The sequence below is a fragment of the Polynucleobacter sp. Tro8-14-1 genome, assembly GCF_018881655.1.
GTDB lineage: Bacteria > Pseudomonadota > Gammaproteobacteria > Burkholderiales > Burkholderiaceae > Polynucleobacter.
The window spans coordinates 276,828-295,936 of the sequence record NZ_JACVPX010000001.1; the positions used below are offsets into that span (position 1 = coordinate 276,828).

13 protein-coding genes are annotated in these 19,109 nt (G+C 47.7%); 5 read left to right on the forward strand and 8 right to left on the reverse strand.

Annotated elements, in window-relative coordinates:
• Window positions 1-14: 14 nt before the first annotated feature.
• Window positions 15-911 carry an SDR family oxidoreductase gene (locus tag ICN34_RS01425; protein ID WP_255538548.1) on the forward strand — a complete coding sequence of 299 codons (897 nt, stop codon included), beginning with the start codon at window positions 15-17 and terminating at the stop codon, window positions 909-911.
• Here ICN34_RS01425 and ICN34_RS01430 read toward each other — a convergent pair.
• From ICN34_RS01430 to ICN34_RS01440, 3 genes are all read right to left on the reverse strand, one after another.
• Window positions 892-2,664, reverse strand: a complete 1,773-nt coding sequence (locus ICN34_RS01430) for a glutamine--tRNA ligase/YqeY domain fusion protein (protein WP_216120419.1) — start codon at window positions 2,662-2,664, stop codon at window positions 892-894. The genes ICN34_RS01425 and ICN34_RS01430 overlap by 20 nt on opposite strands.
• 83 nt (window positions 2,665-2,747) lie before the next feature.
• Window positions 2,748-4,250, reverse strand: a complete 1,503-nt coding sequence (locus ICN34_RS01435; protein ID WP_072582848.1) for a tripartite tricarboxylate transporter permease — start codon at window positions 4,248-4,250, stop codon at window positions 2,748-2,750.
• Window positions 4,251-4,268: 18 nt separating this feature from the next.
• Window positions 4,269-4,727, reverse strand: a complete 459-nt coding sequence (locus ICN34_RS01440; protein WP_072582849.1) for a tripartite tricarboxylate transporter TctB family protein — start codon at window positions 4,725-4,727, stop codon at window positions 4,269-4,271.
• Between the two features lie 121 nt (window positions 4,728-4,848).
• Here ICN34_RS01440 and alaS point away from each other — a divergent pair, with 121 nt between their 5' ends.
• Both alaS and ICN34_RS01450 read left to right on the forward strand, forming a co-directional pair.
• Complete coding sequence (alaS, locus tag ICN34_RS01445; RefSeq protein ID WP_072582850.1) at window positions 4,849-7,473, forward strand: alanine--tRNA ligase; 2,625 nt, start codon at window positions 4,849-4,851, stop codon at window positions 7,471-7,473.
• A complete protein-coding gene (locus ICN34_RS01450; protein ID WP_216860890.1) occupies window positions 7,470-7,715 on the forward strand; it encodes a sulfurtransferase TusA family protein in 246 nt (81 codons plus the stop codon). The genes alaS and ICN34_RS01450 overlap by 4 nt, the downstream gene beginning before the upstream one ends.
• 91 nt (window positions 7,716-7,806) lie before the next feature.
• Here ICN34_RS01450 and galU read toward each other — a convergent pair whose 3' ends face one another.
• Together galU and ICN34_RS01460 are read right to left on the reverse strand one after the other, a co-directional pair.
• Window positions 7,807-8,697 (reverse strand): UTP--glucose-1-phosphate uridylyltransferase GalU, encoded by an 891-nt coding sequence (gene galU / locus ICN34_RS01455; RefSeq protein WP_072582851.1) that lies wholly within the window; start codon window positions 8,695-8,697, stop codon window positions 7,807-7,809.
• Window positions 8,698-8,719: 22 nt separating this feature from the next.
• Window positions 8,720-11,611: a valine--tRNA ligase gene (locus ICN34_RS01460; protein ID WP_216120421.1), complete on the reverse strand. Its 2,892-nt coding sequence runs from the start codon at window positions 11,609-11,611 to the stop codon at window positions 8,720-8,722.
• 24 nt (window positions 11,612-11,635) lie between these two features.
• Here ICN34_RS01460 and ICN34_RS01465 point away from each other — a divergent pair, with 24 nt between their 5' ends.
• The gene (locus ICN34_RS01465; protein WP_072582853.1) at window positions 11,636-14,002 is read left to right on the forward strand and encodes a UvrD-helicase domain-containing protein; all 2,367 of its coding nucleotides are present in this window, start codon (window positions 11,636-11,638) and stop codon (window positions 14,000-14,002) included.
• An 8-nt stretch (window positions 14,003-14,010) separates the two neighbouring features.
• Here the strand turns inward: ICN34_RS01465 and ICN34_RS01470 are convergent, their stop codons facing one another.
• From ICN34_RS01470 to ICN34_RS01480, 3 genes are read right to left on the reverse strand one after another with little or no spacing between them, the layout of a single operon-like run.
• On the reverse strand, window positions 14,011-14,790 hold the full coding sequence (locus tag ICN34_RS01470; RefSeq protein WP_072582854.1) for a BPSS1780 family membrane protein: 780 nt from the start codon (window positions 14,788-14,790) through the stop codon (window positions 14,011-14,013).
• Window positions 14,787-15,761 (reverse strand): homoserine kinase, encoded by a 975-nt coding sequence (locus ICN34_RS01475; protein WP_072582855.1) that lies wholly within the window; start codon window positions 15,759-15,761, stop codon window positions 14,787-14,789. Before ICN34_RS01475 ends, ICN34_RS01470 begins: the two co-directional genes overlap by 4 nt.
• A gap of 22 nt (window positions 15,762-15,783) precedes the next feature.
• On the reverse strand, window positions 15,784-16,155 hold the full coding sequence (locus ICN34_RS01480) for a hypothetical protein (RefSeq protein WP_237767737.1): 372 nt from the start codon (window positions 16,153-16,155) through the stop codon (window positions 15,784-15,786).
• Window positions 16,156-16,271: 116 nt separating this feature from the next.
• Here ICN34_RS01480 and polA point away from each other — a divergent pair, with 116 nt between their 5' ends.
• Entirely contained in the window at window positions 16,272-19,097 is a 2,826-nt protein-coding gene (gene polA / locus ICN34_RS01485) for a DNA polymerase I (RefSeq protein WP_216120422.1), read from the forward strand.
• Window positions 19,098-19,109 lie beyond the last annotated feature (12 nt).

Genomic DNA, 19,109 nt, shown 5'->3' on the forward strand with positions numbered 1-19,109 from the left:
AATAAATCGTTACGATGCTACTTATGCAATCTTTTGGTAAACCTTCAATCCTGATTATTGGCTGTGGAGATATTGGTCTTCGGGTAGCCAAGCAGCTTTCACGAAGCCATCGTGTATTGGCACTGACTTCTCAACAGAATCGTTTTCAGGAGTTGAGGGCGGTTGGCGCGACTCCTATTTTGGGTAATCTGGATCATCCAGAGTCTTTATGGCGCCTTAGCGGTTTAGCTCAAACCGTCATTCATCTAGCGCCACCTCAAAATGGGGGAAATCGTGATTGCCGAACCCGCAACCTTCTCCGAATTTTAGCCCAAGGCTCCAATGCCGTCAGGCGCCTGATTTATATCAGCACCACGGGTGTTTACGGTGATCATAGGGGTGGAAAGGTGAGTGAGGCTACCCCAGTAAGCCCCCAAAGTGAGCGTGCGCAAAGAAGGGTGGATGCCGAGAGAATTCTCCGTTTATGGGCGCCCGCCCATGGAGTGACTTTGACTATTTTGCGCGTCCCGGGAATTTATGCGGCAGACCGCTTGCCGATTGAGAGGCTTCAGGCGCGAACACCCGCATTGCTGCCAGAGGAAGATGCTTATTCCAATCATATTCACAGCGATGATTTGGCAAGGTTAGTGTGTGCAGCGGTTTATCACGGCAAACCCCAGCGCATCATTAATGCCTGTGATGGTGGCGAGACCAAAATGGGTGATTACTTTGATGAAGTGGCGGATGCTTTTGGTCTGGAAAGGCCAGCCAGATTGCCTGGCGGCGAGTTGCAAAAAATTGTTAGTCCGATGCTTTGGTCCTTTATGCGCGAGTCACGCAGGGTTACCAATCAGCGCCTACCGGAATTAAAAACACCGCTACGCTATCCCAGCGTAGGACATTTTCTAAAAACTATTTCCAGGAATCCTTGAGGCCAACCGTACGGTTGAATACTGGTTTGCCAGGTTTGGAGTCATTCTTGTCTGCAACAAAGTAGCCGTGACGCTCGAACTGGAATTGATCTTCTGCTTTGGCATCTTTCATGCAGGGTTCTAAGTAAGCGGCAATTGTTTGCTTTGAATTTGGATTGATCGATTCTAAGAAATTCTTGTCACCACTATCTGGGTGGGGGTCGCTAAACAGGTGATCGTATAGACGCACTTCTGCAGGAATCGCTTCAGCCGCGCTAATCCAGTGAATATTGCCCTTGACCTTGTAGTTATTAGAGCCAGCGGTGCCGCTCTTGCTATCGGGAAAGTGTGTCACGTTGACTTGGGTGACATTCCCTTGTGCGTCGGTTTCAAAACCAGTGCATTCCACTACAAAGCCATGGCGTAAGCGAACACGGCTACCAGGCTGATCTCCAATCGGTGGATAAAGTCTGAAGAATCCCTTGATGGGTTCCTTCATAAAGTCGTCTGCTTCAATCCACAGTTCGCGCGTGAAATGAAATTCACGATTGCCCCACTCGGGTTGATTCGGATGGCGTGGAGCAGAGCATGCTTCTTTTACTGAGGCATCAAAGTTTTCCACTACGAGCTTGAGTGGTTTGAGTACCGCAGTAGCGCGTGGAGCCCTGACTTCTAGATCATCGCGTAATGCTTGATCAAGGGTGCTCATATCAATCCAGCTATCAGCTTTAGAGACACCAATGCGCTCGCAAAATAAGCGAATACTTTCAGGAGTGTAACCACGGCGACGAATGCCTACGATGGTTGGCATTCGAGGATCATCCCAACCCTCAACATGCTTTTCTTCTACAAGCTGCAGTAACTTACGTTTGCTGGTGATGGTGTAAGTCAGGTTGAGGCGTGCGAACTCATATTGATGTGGCACCGGGTCTTTAAAGACACCCAATTCTTTTAATGAATTCACAATCCAATCGTACAAGGGGCGGTTGTTCTCGAACTCTAGTGTGCAGATGGAGTGGGAGACATTCTCTAATGCGTCAGAGATGCAATGTGTGAAGTCATATAAAGGGTAAATGCACCATTTGCTGCCAGTGCGGTGGTGATCGGTATGGCGGATGCGGTAAACCACGGGATCACGCATCACAATGTTGGGATGCGTCATGTCAATTTTCAGGCGCAATACATGCTCGCCATCCTTGAACTTCCCATCACGCATTTCGCGGAACAAGGAGAGATTCTCTTCTGGGCTGCGATCGCGGTAAGGACTATTTTTTCCAGCTTGGCCAAAGTTACCTCGATTGGCATGAATGTCATCAGCACTTTGGCTATCGACATACGCTTTGCCATTCTGAATCAAGATTTCAGCAAACTCATAGAGTTTGTCAAAGTAGTCGCTTGCGTGATAAAGATGGGTTCCCCAATCAAAACCTAGCCACTTCACTGCATCCAAAATGCTGTCGGCGTATTCCACATCCTCTTTAACTGGGTTGGTGTCATCTAGACGCATATTGCAGCGCGCACCCCCAGCTTGATTGTTGTAATCAGCAGCTAATCCAAAGTTCAGACAAATGCTTTTAGCGTGACCAATATGTAAGTAGCCATTAGGTTCTGGTGGAAAGCGGGTGATGATCGATGGGATAGATTCCCCAGCAAGATTGGTGCGCTGTGCAAAAGCCCCGCTTGCCAAATCATGATCGATGATCTGACGCAAGAAATTAGACGATTCGGCTACAGCGCCGGCATTTGCTTTGGAAGGTTTGCTATCTTGGGACATAGCCATATTGTAGAGAAAACCCCCGCCCATAAAGAAAAAGCCCGCAAACAGCTGCGGGCTCGTTTCCGGTAGGTCTAAGGCAATTAGTCTTCGACAAACGCCTCTTCGCGAGTCTTCTTGACTGCCGGCAAGGTAACCATGACCACCAAGAGTGCTGATGCAATCAGCAATCCCAAGGAAAGTGGACGAGTCAGGAAGGTAGTGAAATCGCCACGGGATAACAATAATGCGCGGCGGAAGTTCTCTTCCATCATTGGTCCAAGTACGAAGCCCAAAAGCAATGGAGGCGGTTCGCAACCCAGTTTGAAAAAGAGGTAACCAATGATGCCGAAGGCAGCGGTCACGTATACGTCAAACACAGTGTTGTTTACGGTATAGACGCCGATACAGCAGAAAACCAGAATGGCTGGGTACATGAAGCGATAAGGAATCTTCAGTAACTTTACCCAGATACCAATCAAGGGCAAGTTCAAGAGAATCAACATCACGTTACCAATCCACATGGAAGCGATCAGACCCCAGAACAAAGCAGGGTTGCTGGTCATGACTTGTGGGCCAGGCTGAATATTATGAATAGTCATCGCGCCAACCATTAATGCCATCACTGCGTTTGGTGGGATACCTAAGGTAAGTAAAGGAATAAATGATGTTTGAGCAGCAGCATTGTTGGCTGACTCTGGACCAGCTACACCCTCAATCGCACCTTTACCAAACTCATGGCTGTATTTGGAGGATTTCTTCTCGACAGAGTAGGCGCCGAAAGATGCCAAGGCTGCTCCTCCGCCTGGCAGGATGCCTAAAATTGAGCCAATAAAAGTACCACGCAAGATAGACGGAATCATGCGTTTGACGTCTTCCTTGGTAGGAATCATGGTGGTCATCTTATTGAGGAAGCCTTCGTCCTCATCGGTCTTCTCAAGGTTGCCCATGATTTCTGCGAAACCGAATACACCCATAGCAACAGCTACGAAACCAATACCGTCACTTAATTCAGGAATATCAAACGCATAACGCGATACACCCGAGTTAACGTCGGTGCCGATCAAGCCCATTAGAAGACCCAAGACGATCATGCCGATCGCTTTGATCAGAGAGCCGGATGCTAAGACCACTGCACCAATCAAACCCAAGACCATGAGAGAGAAATATTCAGCGGGCCCAAATTTAAATGCCAACTGTGAGAGGGGTGCAGCAAAAGCGGCCAACACTAAAGTTGCCACGCAACCCGCAAAGAATGAACCCATGCCGGCAGTGAACAATGCAACACCAGCTCGACCATTTCTGGCCATTTGGTAGCCATCGATCGCCGTAACCACCGAGGATGTTTCTCCTGGGATGTTCAACAGAATCGCTGTTGTAGAGCCACCGTACTGTGAGCCGTAGTAAATACCAGCCAACATAATCAATGCAGCGATTGGAGGCAAGGCATAAGTAGCTGGCAATAACATGGCAATAGTGGCGATTGGACCCAAGCCTGGCAACACGCCAATCAGGGTTCCCAATACACAGCCGATCAGACAGTAAAGAAGATTTTGTAATGTAAACGCGGTATCAAAACCGAGAGCTAAATTAGCAAATAAGTCCATTTTCAGTATCCCGGTACGTTATTGAAGAAAGAAAGGCAGTAATGGGAACTGCAATTTCAGACCCAAAACGAATACCGAATAAGTGAAAACAATTAGAAATGTGGCATTGATTAAAGTGCCTTTCCAATGAAATTCATGACTTGCGCTGGCTGACATAAATACCAAAACGAAGACCGCTACGATAAAGCCCATCGTTGGTAGGAGGGCGCCGTATGCAATGACGGATCCAGTAATGAGGCCAATGACCTTCCAGTTGAAAGGAGGGATTTTTTCAATCGCTGCTTTGGCACTGAGTGACTTCACTAGGATTATTAAGCCCAGGGCTGTCATAACTAGGCCAAGCCAGAAGGGGAAGTATCCAGGCCCCATTTTGGCGGGAGTTCCCATTGGGTACTGGGTAGCCATGAAGGTAAAAAAGAGACCAATGACCATATACATTAGGCCGGCCCCAAAATCTTTTTGATTACGGATTTCCAAGTTGCGCTCCTTAATTACCGACTTATTTGTCGATTTATTGATGTTGAGTGATTGTAAGGCAGGATACGGGGATCTTGTCTAGGGTTTGCCCTAGACAGGTGCCAATGCGATAATTATTGCCATGAAAGTCTCCCAAATTCGCCAGGCCTATCTGGACTTCTTTGCCCAAAAAGGTCACCAAATCGTCCCTTCCAGCCCAGTAGTGCCAGGGGATGACCCAACCCTGCTATTTACTAATGCAGGCATGAACCAATTTAAGGATGTGTTTTTGGGCTTCGATAAGCGCCCATATAACCGCGCGACGACTGCTCAGAAGTGCATCCGAGCCGGTGGAAAGCACAATGACTTGGATAACGTCGGATACACCGCGCGTCACCATACCTTTTTTGAAATGTTGGGTAATTTCTCTTTTGGAGATTATTTCAAGAAGGACGCTATTCAATTTGCCTGGGATTTATTGACCCAAGTTTTCCAGTTGCCAAAAGAAAAACTCCTAGTCACTGTCTATGCTGAAGATGACGAGGCTTATGACATTTGGAATAAGCAAATTGGTGTGCCCGCCGATCGCATTATTCGCATTGGGGATAACAAGGGCGCGCGTTACGCATCGGATAATTTTTGGATGATGGGTGACACAGGCCCTTGCGGACCTTGCACTGAAATTTTCTACGATCACGGTGAGCATATTCCTGGCGGCCCTCCTGGAAGTCCTGATGAAGATGGTGATCGCTTCATCGAAATTTGGAATAACGTCTTCATGCAGTACAACCGCGATGAGGCCGGTGTAATGCATCCGCTACCTAAGCCTAGCGTTGATACAGGCATGGGTCTTGAGCGCATTGCAGCAGTGTTGCAGCATGTTCACTCCAATTATGAGATCGACCTTTTCGTCAATCTCCTTAAGGCTTCTAAGGATGCGGTTGATGCGGCGGGTGGTGAAAACTGTGATGCACAAAGCCCATCACTCAAAGTGATTGCAGACCATATCCGCGCATGTAGCTTCATTGTCGTTGATGGCGTCATTCCAGGTAATGCCGGTCGTGGTTATGTATTGCGTCGCATTGCGCGTCGCGCGATTCGTCATGGTTATAAGTTGGGGGCACGTAAACCATTCTTTTATCAGTTGGTGCCTGCGCTTGTCAAAGAGATGGGCGAAGCCTATCCAGAGTTGCGTGCCGCACAAGACAAAGTCAGTGAAGTCATTAAGCAAGAAGAAGAGCGCTTCTTCCAAACGATTGCTAATGGCATGGAAATTTTGGATGGTGCTTTAGCTGGCGGCGCAAAAGTAGTCGATGGAGAAACTGCTTTCCGTTTGCATGACACTTTTGGTTTCCCATTGGATTTAACCGCTGACGTTTGTCGTGAGCGTGGCGTTACTGTTGATGCCGAAGGTTTTGAAGTGGCGATGCAGAAGCAACGTGATCAAGCAAGAGCCGCAGGCAAATTCAAGGTAGCTCAAGGGCTTGATTACAAGGGTAAGCCTACGCAATTTCATGGGTATGACACCTTAAAGCATGAAGGCGCCAAAGTCACAGCCCTTTATGTGGATGGCTCTGAGGTCGCCTCAGTGAAGGCTGGCGATGCAGCGGTGATCGTATTAGATAACACGCCTTTTTATGCGGAATCTGGTGGCCAAGTAGGCGATAAAGGTGAGTTGCGTAATGAAACTGTGCGCTTCTCAGTGGATGACACCTTCAAGATTCAGGCTGATGTATTTGGCCATCAAGGCGAATTACATGAGGGCGAGCTTAAGGTCGGCGATGCGCTTAATGCCTTGGTAGATGTGCAGCAAAGAACCGACACGATGCGTAACCACAGCGCTACTCATATCTTGCACAAAGCCTTACGTGAAGTGCTGGGCGATCATGTGCAACAAAAAGGGTCATTGGTAGATGCCACTAAGACCCGTTTCGACTTTACTCACAACGCACCTATTACGGCTGAGCAAATTCGTCGCATTGAAGATATTGTGAATCAAGAGATTCTGGAAAATACCGCTACTTCAGGCAAGGTCATGTCTTTGGATGATGCCCAAAAGACTGGCGCCATGATGCTCTTTGGTGAGAAGTATGGCGCTGAAGTGCGTGTGCTGGAGATCGGTTCTTCTAAAGAGCTCTGTGGCGGCACTCACGTAGGTCGCACCGGCGATATCGGTAGCTTGAAGATTGTTTCGGAGGGCGGTGTTGCCGCTGGTATCCGCCGCGTTGAGGCTGTGACCGGTAATAACGCGCTGCATTTCTTGCAAGGTTTGGAAGACAAGATCAATGAAGCTGCGGCGATTCTCAAAACCCACCCTGGTGATTTGGTCAATCGCGTTGCGCAACTTCAAGAAAGCCTGCGTCAAGCGGAGCGCGATTTAGAAAAAGTGAACTCTAAGTTAGCTGCCAGCCAGGGCGATGAGTTAGCAGGTCAAGCCATCGATGTGAATGGCATTAAAGTCATTGCTGCTCGACTTGATGGCGCTGATGCTGGCGTGCTTCGTGAAACCATGGATGCTCTCAAGGCAAAGTTGAAGACTGCTGCCATTGTGTTGGCCTCGGTGCAGGGTGATAAGGTGAGTTTGATCGCAGGCGTGACGGCTGATTCGATTGGCAAAGTAAAGGCAGGCGATCTCGTGAACTTTGTTGCCCAACAAGTGGGCGGTAAAGGCGGCGGTAAACCAGAAATGGCGATGGCCGGCGGAACTGATCCTAGTAAGCTGGGTGAGGCCTTGGACGGCGTTAAAGACTGGATAGCAAGCAAATGAGTGAACCAGTGAATATTGCTTTTAATGCAGAGGTAGATGCAATTGGCATGAACTGTCCATTGCCTATCCTGCGCACTAAAAAAGCCTTGGCAACGATGCAGTCAGGTGAGGTCTTGAAGATTAAGGCAACCGATGCGGGCGCCGCTCATGACTTCCCTGCATTTGCCAAGCAAACTGGTAATGAGTTGCTTGCAAGCACTACAGAAGGTGATGTACTGGTTTTCTTTATGAAGCGCAGATAAGAAAAATTCTGACGCTTATACTTCTTGGTAAGTAATCAAACAAAAAGGCAGAGATTAATCTCTGCCTTTTTGTATATCTAACCCCAGAGGATTACTTTAAAGACCAGCTTTTTAAGTACTCTGCAAATTCCTCACCCACTTCTTGGTGGCGCAGCGCGAAATCTACAGAGGCCTTGAGGTAGCCCAACTTGCTACCGCAGTCATAACGAACACCATCATATTTGTAAGCAAATACAGGCTCTTCTTTTAGTAATGCAGCAATGGCATCGGTGAGTTGAATTTCTCCGCCGGCACCAGGTTTTACATTGCGGATATGGTCAAAAATCTTTGCTGAGAGCACATAGCGCCCGACTACCGCGAGGTCAGAAGGCGCATCTGCTGGCTTTGGTTTCTCAACGATGCCATTGAGGCGATAAATGCCTTTGCTGACCTCATCTCCTGAGACTATTCCGTATGAGCTGCTTTTGGCAGGATCGATTTTTTCCACTGCCAAAACAGATCCCTCTTGCTCTTCATACACTTTGAGCATTTGAGAGAGAACTGGCGGTTGCCCATCCAAAAGGTCGTCGGCCAAAATAACTGCAAATGGTTCATCACCAACTACTCTGGCAGCACATAAAACCGCATGTCCCAAGCCCAATGGTTCAGCTTGTCTAATGTAGATGCAGTCTACATTATCAGGTTTAACGCTGCGAACAAGTTGAAGAAGGTCCTGTTTATTCTTTGCTTCTAGGGCTGCCTCTAACTCGTAGGCTTTATCAAAGTGATCTTCAATGGCGCGCTTGCTGCGACCCGTAACAAAAATGAGCTCAGTAATTCCAGCTGCAACAGCTTCATCAACAGCGTATTGAATCAGCGGCTTATCCACGACATTGAGCATTTCTTTTGGGCTGGCTTTAGTGGCAGGCAAAAAGCGTGTGCCAAATCCCGCAACGGGAAATACAGCCTTAGTTACTTTTTTGGAGCCGAAATGGATTGACATGGATGGTCCGTTCTAATCGTTTTTATTTGAGACGCTCTAATTGTGCAGCTAGCTTCTCATGGTTTTGCTCAAAGCCTGCAAGACGCTGTTTTTCTTGGGCAACAACCTCGGCTGGGGCGCGTGCCACAAAGCTTTCATTGGTTAATTTGCCCTTGGCTTTATTGATTTCATTAGCTAGACGCTCAATTTCCTTGCCAAGGCGAATGCGCTCAGCAGCAACATCCACTTCAATCTTGAGAAGAAGTTTGATATTACCCACCAAAGCAATTGGTGCTCCGGGAGCATCTTTTTCTAAAGCAGATTCATCACCGTAGATTTTGACCTCAGTTAATTTAGCAAGGGCCATAAGATAAGGCGTCGCTTTTTCCAGGAACTCTTTTGGACCGCAGATCCAGAGAGGCACTTTTTGACCAGGAGGAACCTGCATCTCGCCACGAAGATTTCTGCAGGCATCCACAATTGCTTTGATCTGCATAACCCAGGCTTCACTCTTCTCATCAATCTTTTCAGGCTGAGCAACAGGATAAGGTTGGAGCGCAATGGTTTGTTTTTCTTGCTGGGCTAAAACTTTTCCAGATTTAGGGCCAACAGTCTGCCAAAGCGTTTCGGTAATAAATGGAATTAAAGGATGCGCCATGCGCAAAATAGTTTCCAAAACGCGCAAGAGGGTACGGCGAGTGGCGCGTTGTTGTGCTGGAGTGCCAGTCTGTAATTGCACCTTAGCAAGCTCTAGATACCAATCGCAATACTCATCCCAAACAAATTGGTAAATGCTGCTGGCAATATTATCAAAGCGATAAGCTTCAAAGCCTTTGGCCACTTCGGCTTCAGTTCTTTGGAGTTGTGAAACGATCCAACGATCAGCTGGTGAAAAATCCAAATAGCCATCGGGACCGCATTGGTTATCACAAGGTGCAAAGCCATTGTCTTCATCGCCACCAGGGCAATTCATGAGCACAAAGCGAGTGGCATTCCAAAGTTTGTTACAGAAATTGCGATAGCCTTCGCAACGCTTTTGATCAAAGTTAATATTGCGACCCAGCGAAGCCAAAGAGGCAAAAGTAAAGCGCAGGGCATCAGTGCCAAACGCAGGAATACCATCCGGAAACTCTTTTTTTGTTTTCTTGCTAATACTCTCGGCTTGTTTTGGATTCATGAGGCCGGTAGTTCTCTTGCCTACCAACTCCTCAATCTTGATGCCATCAATCAAATCGATTGGGTCCAAAGTGTTGCCTTTGGACTTGCTCATCTTCTGACCTTCAGCATCGCGCACTAGGCCATGCACATAGACAGTGTGGAATGGTACTTTTCCAGTGAAGTGGCATGTCATCATAACCATGCGTGCTACCCAGAAGAAGATGATGTCAAAACCAGTCACCAAAACAGATGAAGGTAGGAAGTGATTTAAAGCAGGCGTTTCTTCGGGCCAACCTAAAGAGCTAAATGGTACGAGCGCAGAGCTGAACCAAGTATCCAGAACGTCAGGGTCACGGTTGAGTTTGCCGGTGTATCCAGCGGCAGCAGCTTTCGTTTTAGCCTCTTCCTCAGAGCGACCGACAAAAATTTGTCCATCATCGCCATACCAAGCGGGGATTTGATGACCCCACCAGAGTTGACGGGAGATGCACCAGTCTTGAATATTTTCTAACCACTGAGTATAGGTATTGATCCAGTTCTCTGGAACCAGCTTGATATCACCTTTGGTTACCGCATCCAAGGCAGCACCAGCAATCGAGGAGCCTGGTTGATACTTATTATCGGGACTAGGTTTAGACATCGCCACAAACCATTGGTCAGTGAGCATTGGTTCAATGATGGTTTGGGTGCGATCACCGCGTGGCACCATTAATTTATGTGGCTGAACTTTTTCCAATAAACCAGCAGCCTCTAAATCAGAAACTACTTGTTTGCGTGCTGCGAATCTTTCCATGCCTTGATAGGCGGCTGGAGCATTCTCATTAATTTTGGCATCCAAAGTGAGGATGTTGATCATGGGTAGTTGATGACGTTGACCTACTGCATAGTCATTAAAGTCATGTGCGGGAGTTACCTTCACAACTCCAGTGCCAAAGTTCAAATCAACATAGTCATCAGCAATCACGGGGATCTGGCGATCACACAAAGGCAAGTTTACTGACTTGCCGATAAGATGCTTGTAGCGCTCATCTTCTGGGTTCACCATGACAGCAACGTCGCCTAATAAGGTTTCTGGACGTGTAGTGGCAACAGTGAGGTGGCCAGAGCCATCGGTTAATGGATAGCGTATATGCCACATCGATCCATCTTCTTCTTCGCTCACTACTTCTAAATCAGAAACTGCCGTACCCAAAACAGGATCCCAGTTCACCAAGCGTTTACCGCGGTAAATCAAACCTTGTTCATGTAGGCGGACAAATACTTCGACAACTGCCTTGGACATCTTACTGTCCATCGTGAAATATTCTTTGCCCCAATCGATCGAAGCACCTAAGCGACGAATTTGGCGGGTAATCGTGTTGCCGGAAGTTTCTTTCCACTCCCATACTTTTTCTAAAAACTTGTCGCGGCCTAAGTCGTGGCGAGAAACTTTTTGCGCATCGAGTTGACGCTCCACAACAATTTGAGTCGCAATACCGGCATGATCGGTGCCCGGTACCCATAAAGTATTTTTGCCTGACATGCGCGCATGACGTACCAAGCCATCCATGATGGTTTGATTGAATGCGTGACCCATATGCAGGGTGCCGGTCACATTAGGCGGTGGCAGCTGAATAGAAAAGTCACCCTTGCCCTCATCCATAGTCGAGTTGGCGATACCTCGACGTTCCCACTCTGGACCCCAGTAGGCCTCTATCGGGGCGGGTTCGTAGGATTTGGCGAGCTCGTCCGCTGAGCTGGCCGCTGGTGAATTAGGGGTATTTGAGGCATTTGGCATAAGAGGCAAATTATAATTGGGCTGATGTACTCAGACTTGCTCGCGAACCTCAATCCAGAACAGCGCGAGGCAGTGACCCTCCCGCCCGTCCACGAAAATGGCCAAGCCCAGTCAGCCTTGATTTTGGCTGGGGCAGGGAGCGGCAAGACCCGCGTCCTCACCACCCGTATAGCCTGGTTGATTCAGACCGGCCAGGTATCCCCTATTGGCGTCCTAGCGGTGACCTTCACCAATAAGGCTGCCAAAGAGATGATGCTGCGTCTCAGTGCCATGCTGCCGATTAATACACGTGGGATGTGGATTGGCACCTTTCATGGTCTTTGTAACCGTTTATTGCGTGCTCATCACAAGGAAGCGGGTTTACCGTCGACTTTCCAAATCTTGGATACCCAAGATCAGCTCTCTGCAATTAAGCGCCTTTTAAAGGGCTTAAAAGTCGATGATGAAAAATATCCTGCAAAGCAGTTGCAATACTTTATTGCCCACGCCAAGGAGCGCGGTCAACGCGCAAAAGATTTAGCGCTGGGCGATGACTTCCAAGCCAAGATGGCGCAACTGTATGCGGCTTACGATGAACAATGTCAGCGCGAAGGTGTGGTGGATTTTGCTGAACTCTTATTGCGCAGTTATGAATTACTCAAACATAGCGAGGCGATTCGGACTCACTATCAAGAGCGCTTTCGTCATATTTTGATTGATGAGTTTCAAGATACCAATGCTTTGCAATATGCATGGCTTAAATTGTTATCGGGTCATGACGCAAGTCGCATCAATGTCAGTGGCATGGGTAGTAGTTCCGTTTTTGCGGTGGGGGATGATGATCAAAGTATTTATGCATTCCGTGGCGCCGACGTTGAAAATATGCGTCTCTATGAAAAGCAATATCACCCATTGATGGTGAAGTTAGAGCAGAACTATCGCTCACACGGCCATATTTTAGATACGGCAAATCACCTGATTGCGAATAACTCTGAGCGCCTGGGTAAAAACCTGCGAACGGATGCTGGTCATGGCGAGCCAGTCCGTATCTATGAAGCACCGAGCGATCATGCCGAAGCCGCTTGGCTGGTGGACGAAATCAAGGCTTTAGTCAATAGTGGTATCAAGCGTACTGAAGTAGCTTTGCTCTATCGTAGTAATGCCCAGTCACGCATTATTGAGCACGCATTATTTTCTGCGGGTATTCCGTATCGTGTGTATGGCGGTTTGCGCTTCTTCGAACGTGCTGAAATTAAACATGCACTCGCTTACTTACGCTTGCTCGAGAATCCAAATGACGACACTTCATTCTCCCGAGTCGTGAATTTCCCGACCCGCGGAATTGGTGCAAGATCAATCGAAGCCTTACAAGATGCTGCCAGAGCACAACAGTGTTCTTTATATTTAGCTGCCTCTACTTTAGAAGGCAAAGCCGGCGCCGCACTTAGTGGATTTGTGCGTTTAGTAGATCACATGCGTGAAGCTACGCGTCACAACACTTTGCCAGAAACAGTCGAATTTGTAATTCAGCATAGTGGCTTGATTCAGCATTACCTCTCTGAGCGCGAAGGACAGGATCGCGTCGAGAACTTACAAGAATTGATTAACGCTGCCACTGCCTTTATTGCCGAAGAAGGTTACGGTCAAGACGCAGCCGCTGCAATGTTGCCGGGAGAGAATGCTCCAGGCGTTGTAGAGGTTTCACCTTTGGCGGCCTTCTTATCCCATGCTTCATTGGAGGCTGGTGACAATCAAGCCCAAGCAGGGCAAGATGCCGTCCAACTGATGACAGTGCACTCAGCAAAAGGCTTAGAGTTCACTTCGGTGTTCATTACCGGTCTCGAGGAAGGTTTATTCCCGCATGAGAACAGTGTGAACGAGCAGAATGGCTTAGAAGAAGAGCGTCGTCTGATGTATGTGGCGATTACGCGTGCGAAGGAGCGACTGTATCTCTCACACACCCAATCTCGTATGCTGCATGGCCAAGTACGCTACAACATGCCTTCCCGCTTCCTAGAAGAGCTCCCATCCGATTCATTGAAATGGCTTACTCCTAAAGCAAGAGATGCACGCTGGGGCGGTGGAAACTCAAGATCAGGATCTACTTGGCAAGATGGTTATACCCGTCAACGCGAATATGAGTCGAATGACTTTTTTGATTCAGGCTCTGAACGTCAAAGACCGGCGAAGCGAGTTGGTTCAGCGTCGATGGAGGTGAAAAGACTAGCCTCCCCACCTCGCGGCAATTATCCATTCACCATTGGGCAGAATGTCTTTCATACGAAGTTCGGTGAAGGACGCGTGACTGGTTTAGAAGGTGTAGATGCTGATGCAAGGGCGCAGGTTAATTTCAAGCGTCATGGCATCAAGTGGTTACAGCTGAGTATTGCGAAGCTTGCTGCGATTGACTGATAAATTAATTAAACAGGTAACACCACTTCATCTTCTGTGAAGCAAGCTTTCCAAGTCGCATAAAAAGAGCAGTGCATTATCGTCAAGCCCGCCATAGAAATCGGGGCGATGATGAACGAGGCTGCCTGCCCCAGATCAAGCGCATCAAAAATCATTCCCACTGTTAGCGGAATGGCAATCAGAATGGCGCTCCAAATGGCTAGATACAGAAAGAATGCGGCTTTATTGGCCCAGCACGCTAATGCGCTAGAGAAGAGTGCTTGTGGCACAGACATATCGGTCCATGCAACCAAGACTGGTGAAAACCACATCAACATCGCTACTGGTATGTACAGTATCGCGCCAAAGCAAAGCACCAAGTAAACCTGACGCAAAGCCTCGGGCGTGATAGGTTTATCACTAGTCATCAGTGGAAGCAGTAATTCAAAGTCAACTAAGAGACTTAAGATAAAGCTGAGCAACAAAATCATGCCGGCATACACCAGACCTAATTGCAGAATTCTTTTTCGCACGATAGGGCCAGACCGCAGGGCTATCAAATAGACCATCGGCCTAATGCGCTCCTTTTGAATGCCTTGGCGGCAAGCCGTCATGAATCCAACTGAAAGAGTTGGCGTGAGCAGAAGCACTGCAAAGACGCCAATCACTGGAACGACGACTGCTAGCTGCGCTGCAAAGACGTACATAAAGACCAGCATTAAAAAGCCCAAGGGATTTTGTTTAAAGAGCCAAATGCCTTGTCTAATCCAGGTGTAGCCTTCTTTGGGTGCTACGGAATTCAGTTTCATAGTGAGCGGCGACTTAAAAGAATACGTTCAAAGTGCGTAGGGTCATGCGGGGTAAGCATCTGCGCATCACGCGGCAAATAGAAGTCCCAGAGTCTTGAAACCCAGAAGCGTAAAGCTGCTGCACGCAACATGAGTGGCCAGCTAACTTGCTCTTCTTTGGTGAGAGGGCGAACCAACTGATAGGCTTTCATGAACGCGTCTAAGCGAATAGGATCTAAATCTTGCTTGTTATCAGCAAGACACCAGTCATTGACGGTGACGGCGATATCAAATAGCCATTTATCAGTGCCGGCAAAGTAAAAATCAAAGAAGCCGCCCAATTGATCTTGAGAAATATCAGATCCTTTGGGGTCAAATAAAACATTGTCGCGGAAGAGATCGCAATGACTCGCCCCTTGCGGCAATCCATCATAGGTGCCTGAGGCAAAAAATTCCTCTTGAGTTTTTAACTCATGAGTAATGAGTTCTTTCTGGGGCGTGCTTAAATGTTGCAATACCGAAGGTATTGTTTTCTGCCACCAAGCAAGGCTACGAAGATTCTCTTGGGACTTTGGAAAATCCTTTCCAGCCAAATGCATCTTCGCTAGCATCCCGCCAACAAGAGCGCAATGATTGGCTTCTGGTTGGAGTCTGGAAAGGCCTGGTAGCTTGGTAACAATGGCTGCCGGCTTGCCTTTGAGGGTAAAGAGAATGTTGCCCTGTTTGTTTTCAATCGGCTTGGGTACAGGCACACCTTTGTTTGCCAGGTGGCGCATTAACTCTAAATAGAAAGGAAGTTGTTCCGCAGACAATCTTTCAAAGATTGTTAAAACATATTCCCGCTTCTTGCCATCCTTGGTGGTATCTAAGAAAAAATTAGAGTTTTCAATACCACCATGAATGCCACGAATTTCAGTGGCTTGGCCGATATCAAAGTCTTGAGTAATCCATTGAGAAATATCTTCAAGCTCAATCGGGGTAAATACAGCCATAAATCAGTAAATGCTTTTTAAATTAAAAGGGAATGCTGACGCTAGGAACGCTGATCAGATCTGTATCTTTTGGAGGTCCTGGCATCACAGATGTGGGTGGTGCCATTTCATAGCTGGTGTATGGCGTTTTTACATCTACCTGTGTTGGAGAATTGACATCCTTATATTCGGTAACGGTGGTGCCGTTTTTGTCTCGGTATTGATAGTTTGGCTTGCGTTGCTCAGGGTTGGATGTCGCCCCACTTGCGCTCACAGCAGGTGCGAGTGGCTGACTATTGATACGGTTTAATTCTGATGGGCTCAGTGCCTGGCTGTTATTCTGAGCGTGGGCTGAAGTGGTGCCAAAAAGTCCAAAAACCACCAAAAAACTCATTAGGGTTAGGCTTTGACTCATTGAGCGGCTAATTAAGTTCGTTAAATAATGCATTTTTTCACCTTTTCAAGCCTACTCTCGGTCGGTTCCCTAACCAGACCTGTAGGCAATTCACAACTAGATTGTACGATTGCGGTATGACTAAACATAGACTCTTGTTGGTAGACGGCTCTAGCTACCTCTATCGCGCCTTCCACGCCATGCCAGACCTCAGAAATGGGGCTGGAGAGCCTACTGGGGCTATTTATGGCATGGTGAATATGATGCGCCGGGCCCGATCTGAGCTTAAGGCCGACCATATTGCCTGTGTTTTTGATGCTAAAGGGAAGACCTTCCGCGACGAAATGTACTCGGAATACAAGGCGCATCGCTCCCCCATGCCTGAGGATTTGGTTAAACAGATTGAGCCAATTCATGCCATGGTGAAGGCTTTAGGATGGCCCGTATTGATGGTCTCCGGCGTTGAGGCGGACGACGTCATTGGGACTTTGGCTTGCCAAGCTACGCAAGCGGGTTGGGAAACCATCATCTCCACGGGCGATAAAGATTTGGCGCAACTGGTAAATCCTTCAGTCACCCTCATCAATACGATGACAAATGAAAAGCTAGATATCGAAGGTGTCAAAGAAAAGTTTGGCGTACCACCAGAATTGATTGTGGATTATTTATCTATCATCGGCGATACCGTCGATAACGTGCCAGGTGTTCCGAAGGCGGGACCAAAGACGGCCAATAAATGGCTAGCGGAATTTGGTAATCTCGATAACTTGATGGCAAATGCCGATCAAGTTAAAGGCGTAGTTGGTGAAAACTTGCGCGCTACGCTTCCTTGGTTGCCGCAAGCTCGTCAACTCATTACGGTAAAAACCGATTGTGATTTATCGCCCCATTTACCAAGCTTAGATGACTTGCATGCCAAGTCTGAAGACGCGCCTTTATTACGTGAATTATTTGAGCGCTATGCATTTAAGACTTGGTTGCGTGACGTGGAAAAGCAGCTCACAAGCCCGGATAGTAAGGCTGAGCCAGCAAGCTTTGATTTGGCAGGTAGCCCAATTTCTTCCTCTGAGGGCGGAGCAGATAAAGAAAAAAAGACACGCGTGATTGCTGGCTCGCCGACTAAAGATTTGTCACAAGAAACTCGAGACTCACAAGATGCGGTCGAGCGTCACTACGAATGCGTCGTGGACGAAGCGAGTTTAGAGAAGTGGCTTAAGAGGATTGAGGCATCTGAGTTAACGGCAGTTGATACGGAAACTACTAGTCTTGATGCGCTTGCGGCAGAACTTGTTGGAATTTCTTTATCAGTAAAGCCGGGTGAAGCTTGTTACATTCCAGTTGCTCACCGCAACGGTGAGGTACAACTTGATCGTGACTTAGTGCTTGCGCGCATGAAGCCTTGGTTAGAAAGCGCAACGCATTTAAAAGTAGGTCAAAACTTAAAGTACGATGCTCATATCTTTGCAAACTATGACATTACCTTAAAGGGTGTTGCATTCGATACCTTGCTAGAGTCATATGTGCTCGAGTCGCACATGCCCCACAATATGGACAGCTTGGCTGAACGCCATCTGGGCATGAAAACCATTCGCTATGAAGAGGTGTGCGGCAAAGGCGTCCACCAGATTGGTTTTGATCAAGTCGATCTCCAAATTGCAACAGACTATGCGGCAGAAGATGCCGATATTACTTTGCGTCTGCATTTGGAGTTATGGCCACAGATTCAGGAAAACTCAGGCTTGCTCTATATCTATGAAAAGGTAGAAATGCCCGCTATGCGTGTGCTCGGCATCATGGAGCGTAACGGTATTCGGATTGATTCAGCATTATTGGCCAAACAAGGCCAGCAGGTGGGCAAACGTTTGCTTGAGTTAGAAGGCGAAATTCACAAGCTAGCAGGTCAGCCATTTAATATTCAGTCACCTAAGCAGATCGCAGAAATTTTATTTGGACAACTTGAGCTTCCGGTAATTAAAAAGACGCCTTCAGGTGCACCCTCTACCGATGAGGAGGTGTTGCAGAAGCTAGCGGAAGACTATCCCTTGCCTGCGCGCATTTTGGATTACCGCAGTTTGGCAAAGCTAATGTCCACCTATATTGAGAAGCTTCCTCGCATGGCCGATCCCAAGACGGGTCGCGTTCATACGAACTTTTCTCAAGCTACTGCAGTTACAGGTCGCCTGGCATCAAGCGATCCAAACTTGCAAAATATTCCAGTGCGCACAGAAGAGGGTCGTCGTATTCGTGAGGCCTTTATTCCAGCAGACGGATGCAAATTATTGTCAGCGGATTATTCCCAAGTTGAGTTGCGCATCATGGCGCATATTGCCGAAGATGAAAATCTATTAACGGCATTTAAAGAAGGTAAAGACGTTCACCAAGCCACGGCAGCAGAGATTTTTGGTGTCCCATTAGATGATGTTAATTCTGAGCAACGTCGTTACGCCAAAGTCATTAACTTTGGCCTGATTTACGGAATGAGTGCTTTTGGTTTAGCCGGCAATCTGGGTATTGAGCGTTCTGCTGCACAAAACTACATCGCTAAATACTTCGATCGTTATCCAGGGGTGGCTCAATATATGGAGCGCACCCGTCTCGAAGCAAGAGAGAATGGTTATGTAGAGACGGTCTTTGGGCGACGTCTTTGGTTGCCAGAAATCAAGGGTTCCAATGGTCCGCGACGCCAGGGAGCTGAGCGGGCAGCGATTAATGCCCCAATGCAAGGTACTGCTGCTGACTTAATTAAATTGGCCATGATCGCCGTTGAGGACTGGCTCGAAAAGGAGCAGCTCAAGACGAAGCTTTTACTTCAGGTTCATGATGAGTTGGTGCTAGACGTGCCTTTTGATGAGCTTGAGCTAGTGCAAGCTAAATTACCCGGTTTGATGTGCAATGTCGCCCAGTTAAAGGTGCCTTTAGTGGTTAGTATTGGGATTGGCGATAATTGGGAAGAAGCGCACTAAGTATTCAATGAG

What these genes read in the sequence shown, in the direction of transcription:
- ICN34_RS01470 (WP_072582854.1), bottom strand. Translation starts at nt 14,790, where the DNA reads ATGAAACTGAATTCCGTAGCACCCAAAGAAGGCTACACCTGGATTAGA.
- ICN34_RS01465 (WP_072582853.1), top strand. Translation starts at nt 11,636, where the DNA reads ATGTACTCAGACTTGCTCGCGAACCTCAATCCAGAACAGCGCGAGGCA.
- ICN34_RS01450 (WP_216860890.1), top strand. Translation starts at nt 7,470, where the DNA reads ATGAGTGAACCAGTGAATATTGCTTTTAATGCAGAGGTAGATGCAATT.
- ICN34_RS01425 (WP_255538548.1), top strand. Translation starts at nt 15, where the DNA reads ATGCTACTTATGCAATCTTTTGGTAAACCTTCAATCCTGATTATTGGC.
- ICN34_RS01460 (WP_216120421.1), bottom strand. Translation starts at nt 11,611, where the DNA reads ATGCCAAATGCCTCAAATACCCCTAATTCACCAGCGGCCAGCTCAGCG.
- ICN34_RS01475 (WP_072582855.1), bottom strand. Translation starts at nt 15,761, where the DNA reads ATGGCTGTATTTACCCCGATTGAGCTTGAAGATATTTCTCAATGGATT.
- ICN34_RS01480 (WP_237767737.1), bottom strand. Translation starts at nt 16,155, where the DNA reads ATGAGTCAAAGCCTAACCCTAATGAGTTTTTTGGTGGTTTTTGGACTT.
- polA (WP_216120422.1), top strand. Translation starts at nt 16,272, where the DNA reads ATGACTAAACATAGACTCTTGTTGGTAGACGGCTCTAGCTACCTCTAT.
- ICN34_RS01435 (WP_072582848.1), bottom strand. Translation starts at nt 4,250, where the DNA reads ATGGACTTATTTGCTAATTTAGCTCTCGGTTTTGATACCGCGTTTACA.
- alaS (WP_072582850.1), top strand. Translation starts at nt 4,849, where the DNA reads ATGAAAGTCTCCCAAATTCGCCAGGCCTATCTGGACTTCTTTGCCCAA.
- ICN34_RS01430 (WP_216120419.1), bottom strand. Translation starts at nt 2,664, where the DNA reads ATGTCCCAAGATAGCAAACCTTCCAAAGCAAATGCCGGCGCTGTAGCC.
- galU (WP_072582851.1), bottom strand. Translation starts at nt 8,697, where the DNA reads ATGTCAATCCATTTCGGCTCCAAAAAAGTAACTAAGGCTGTATTTCCC.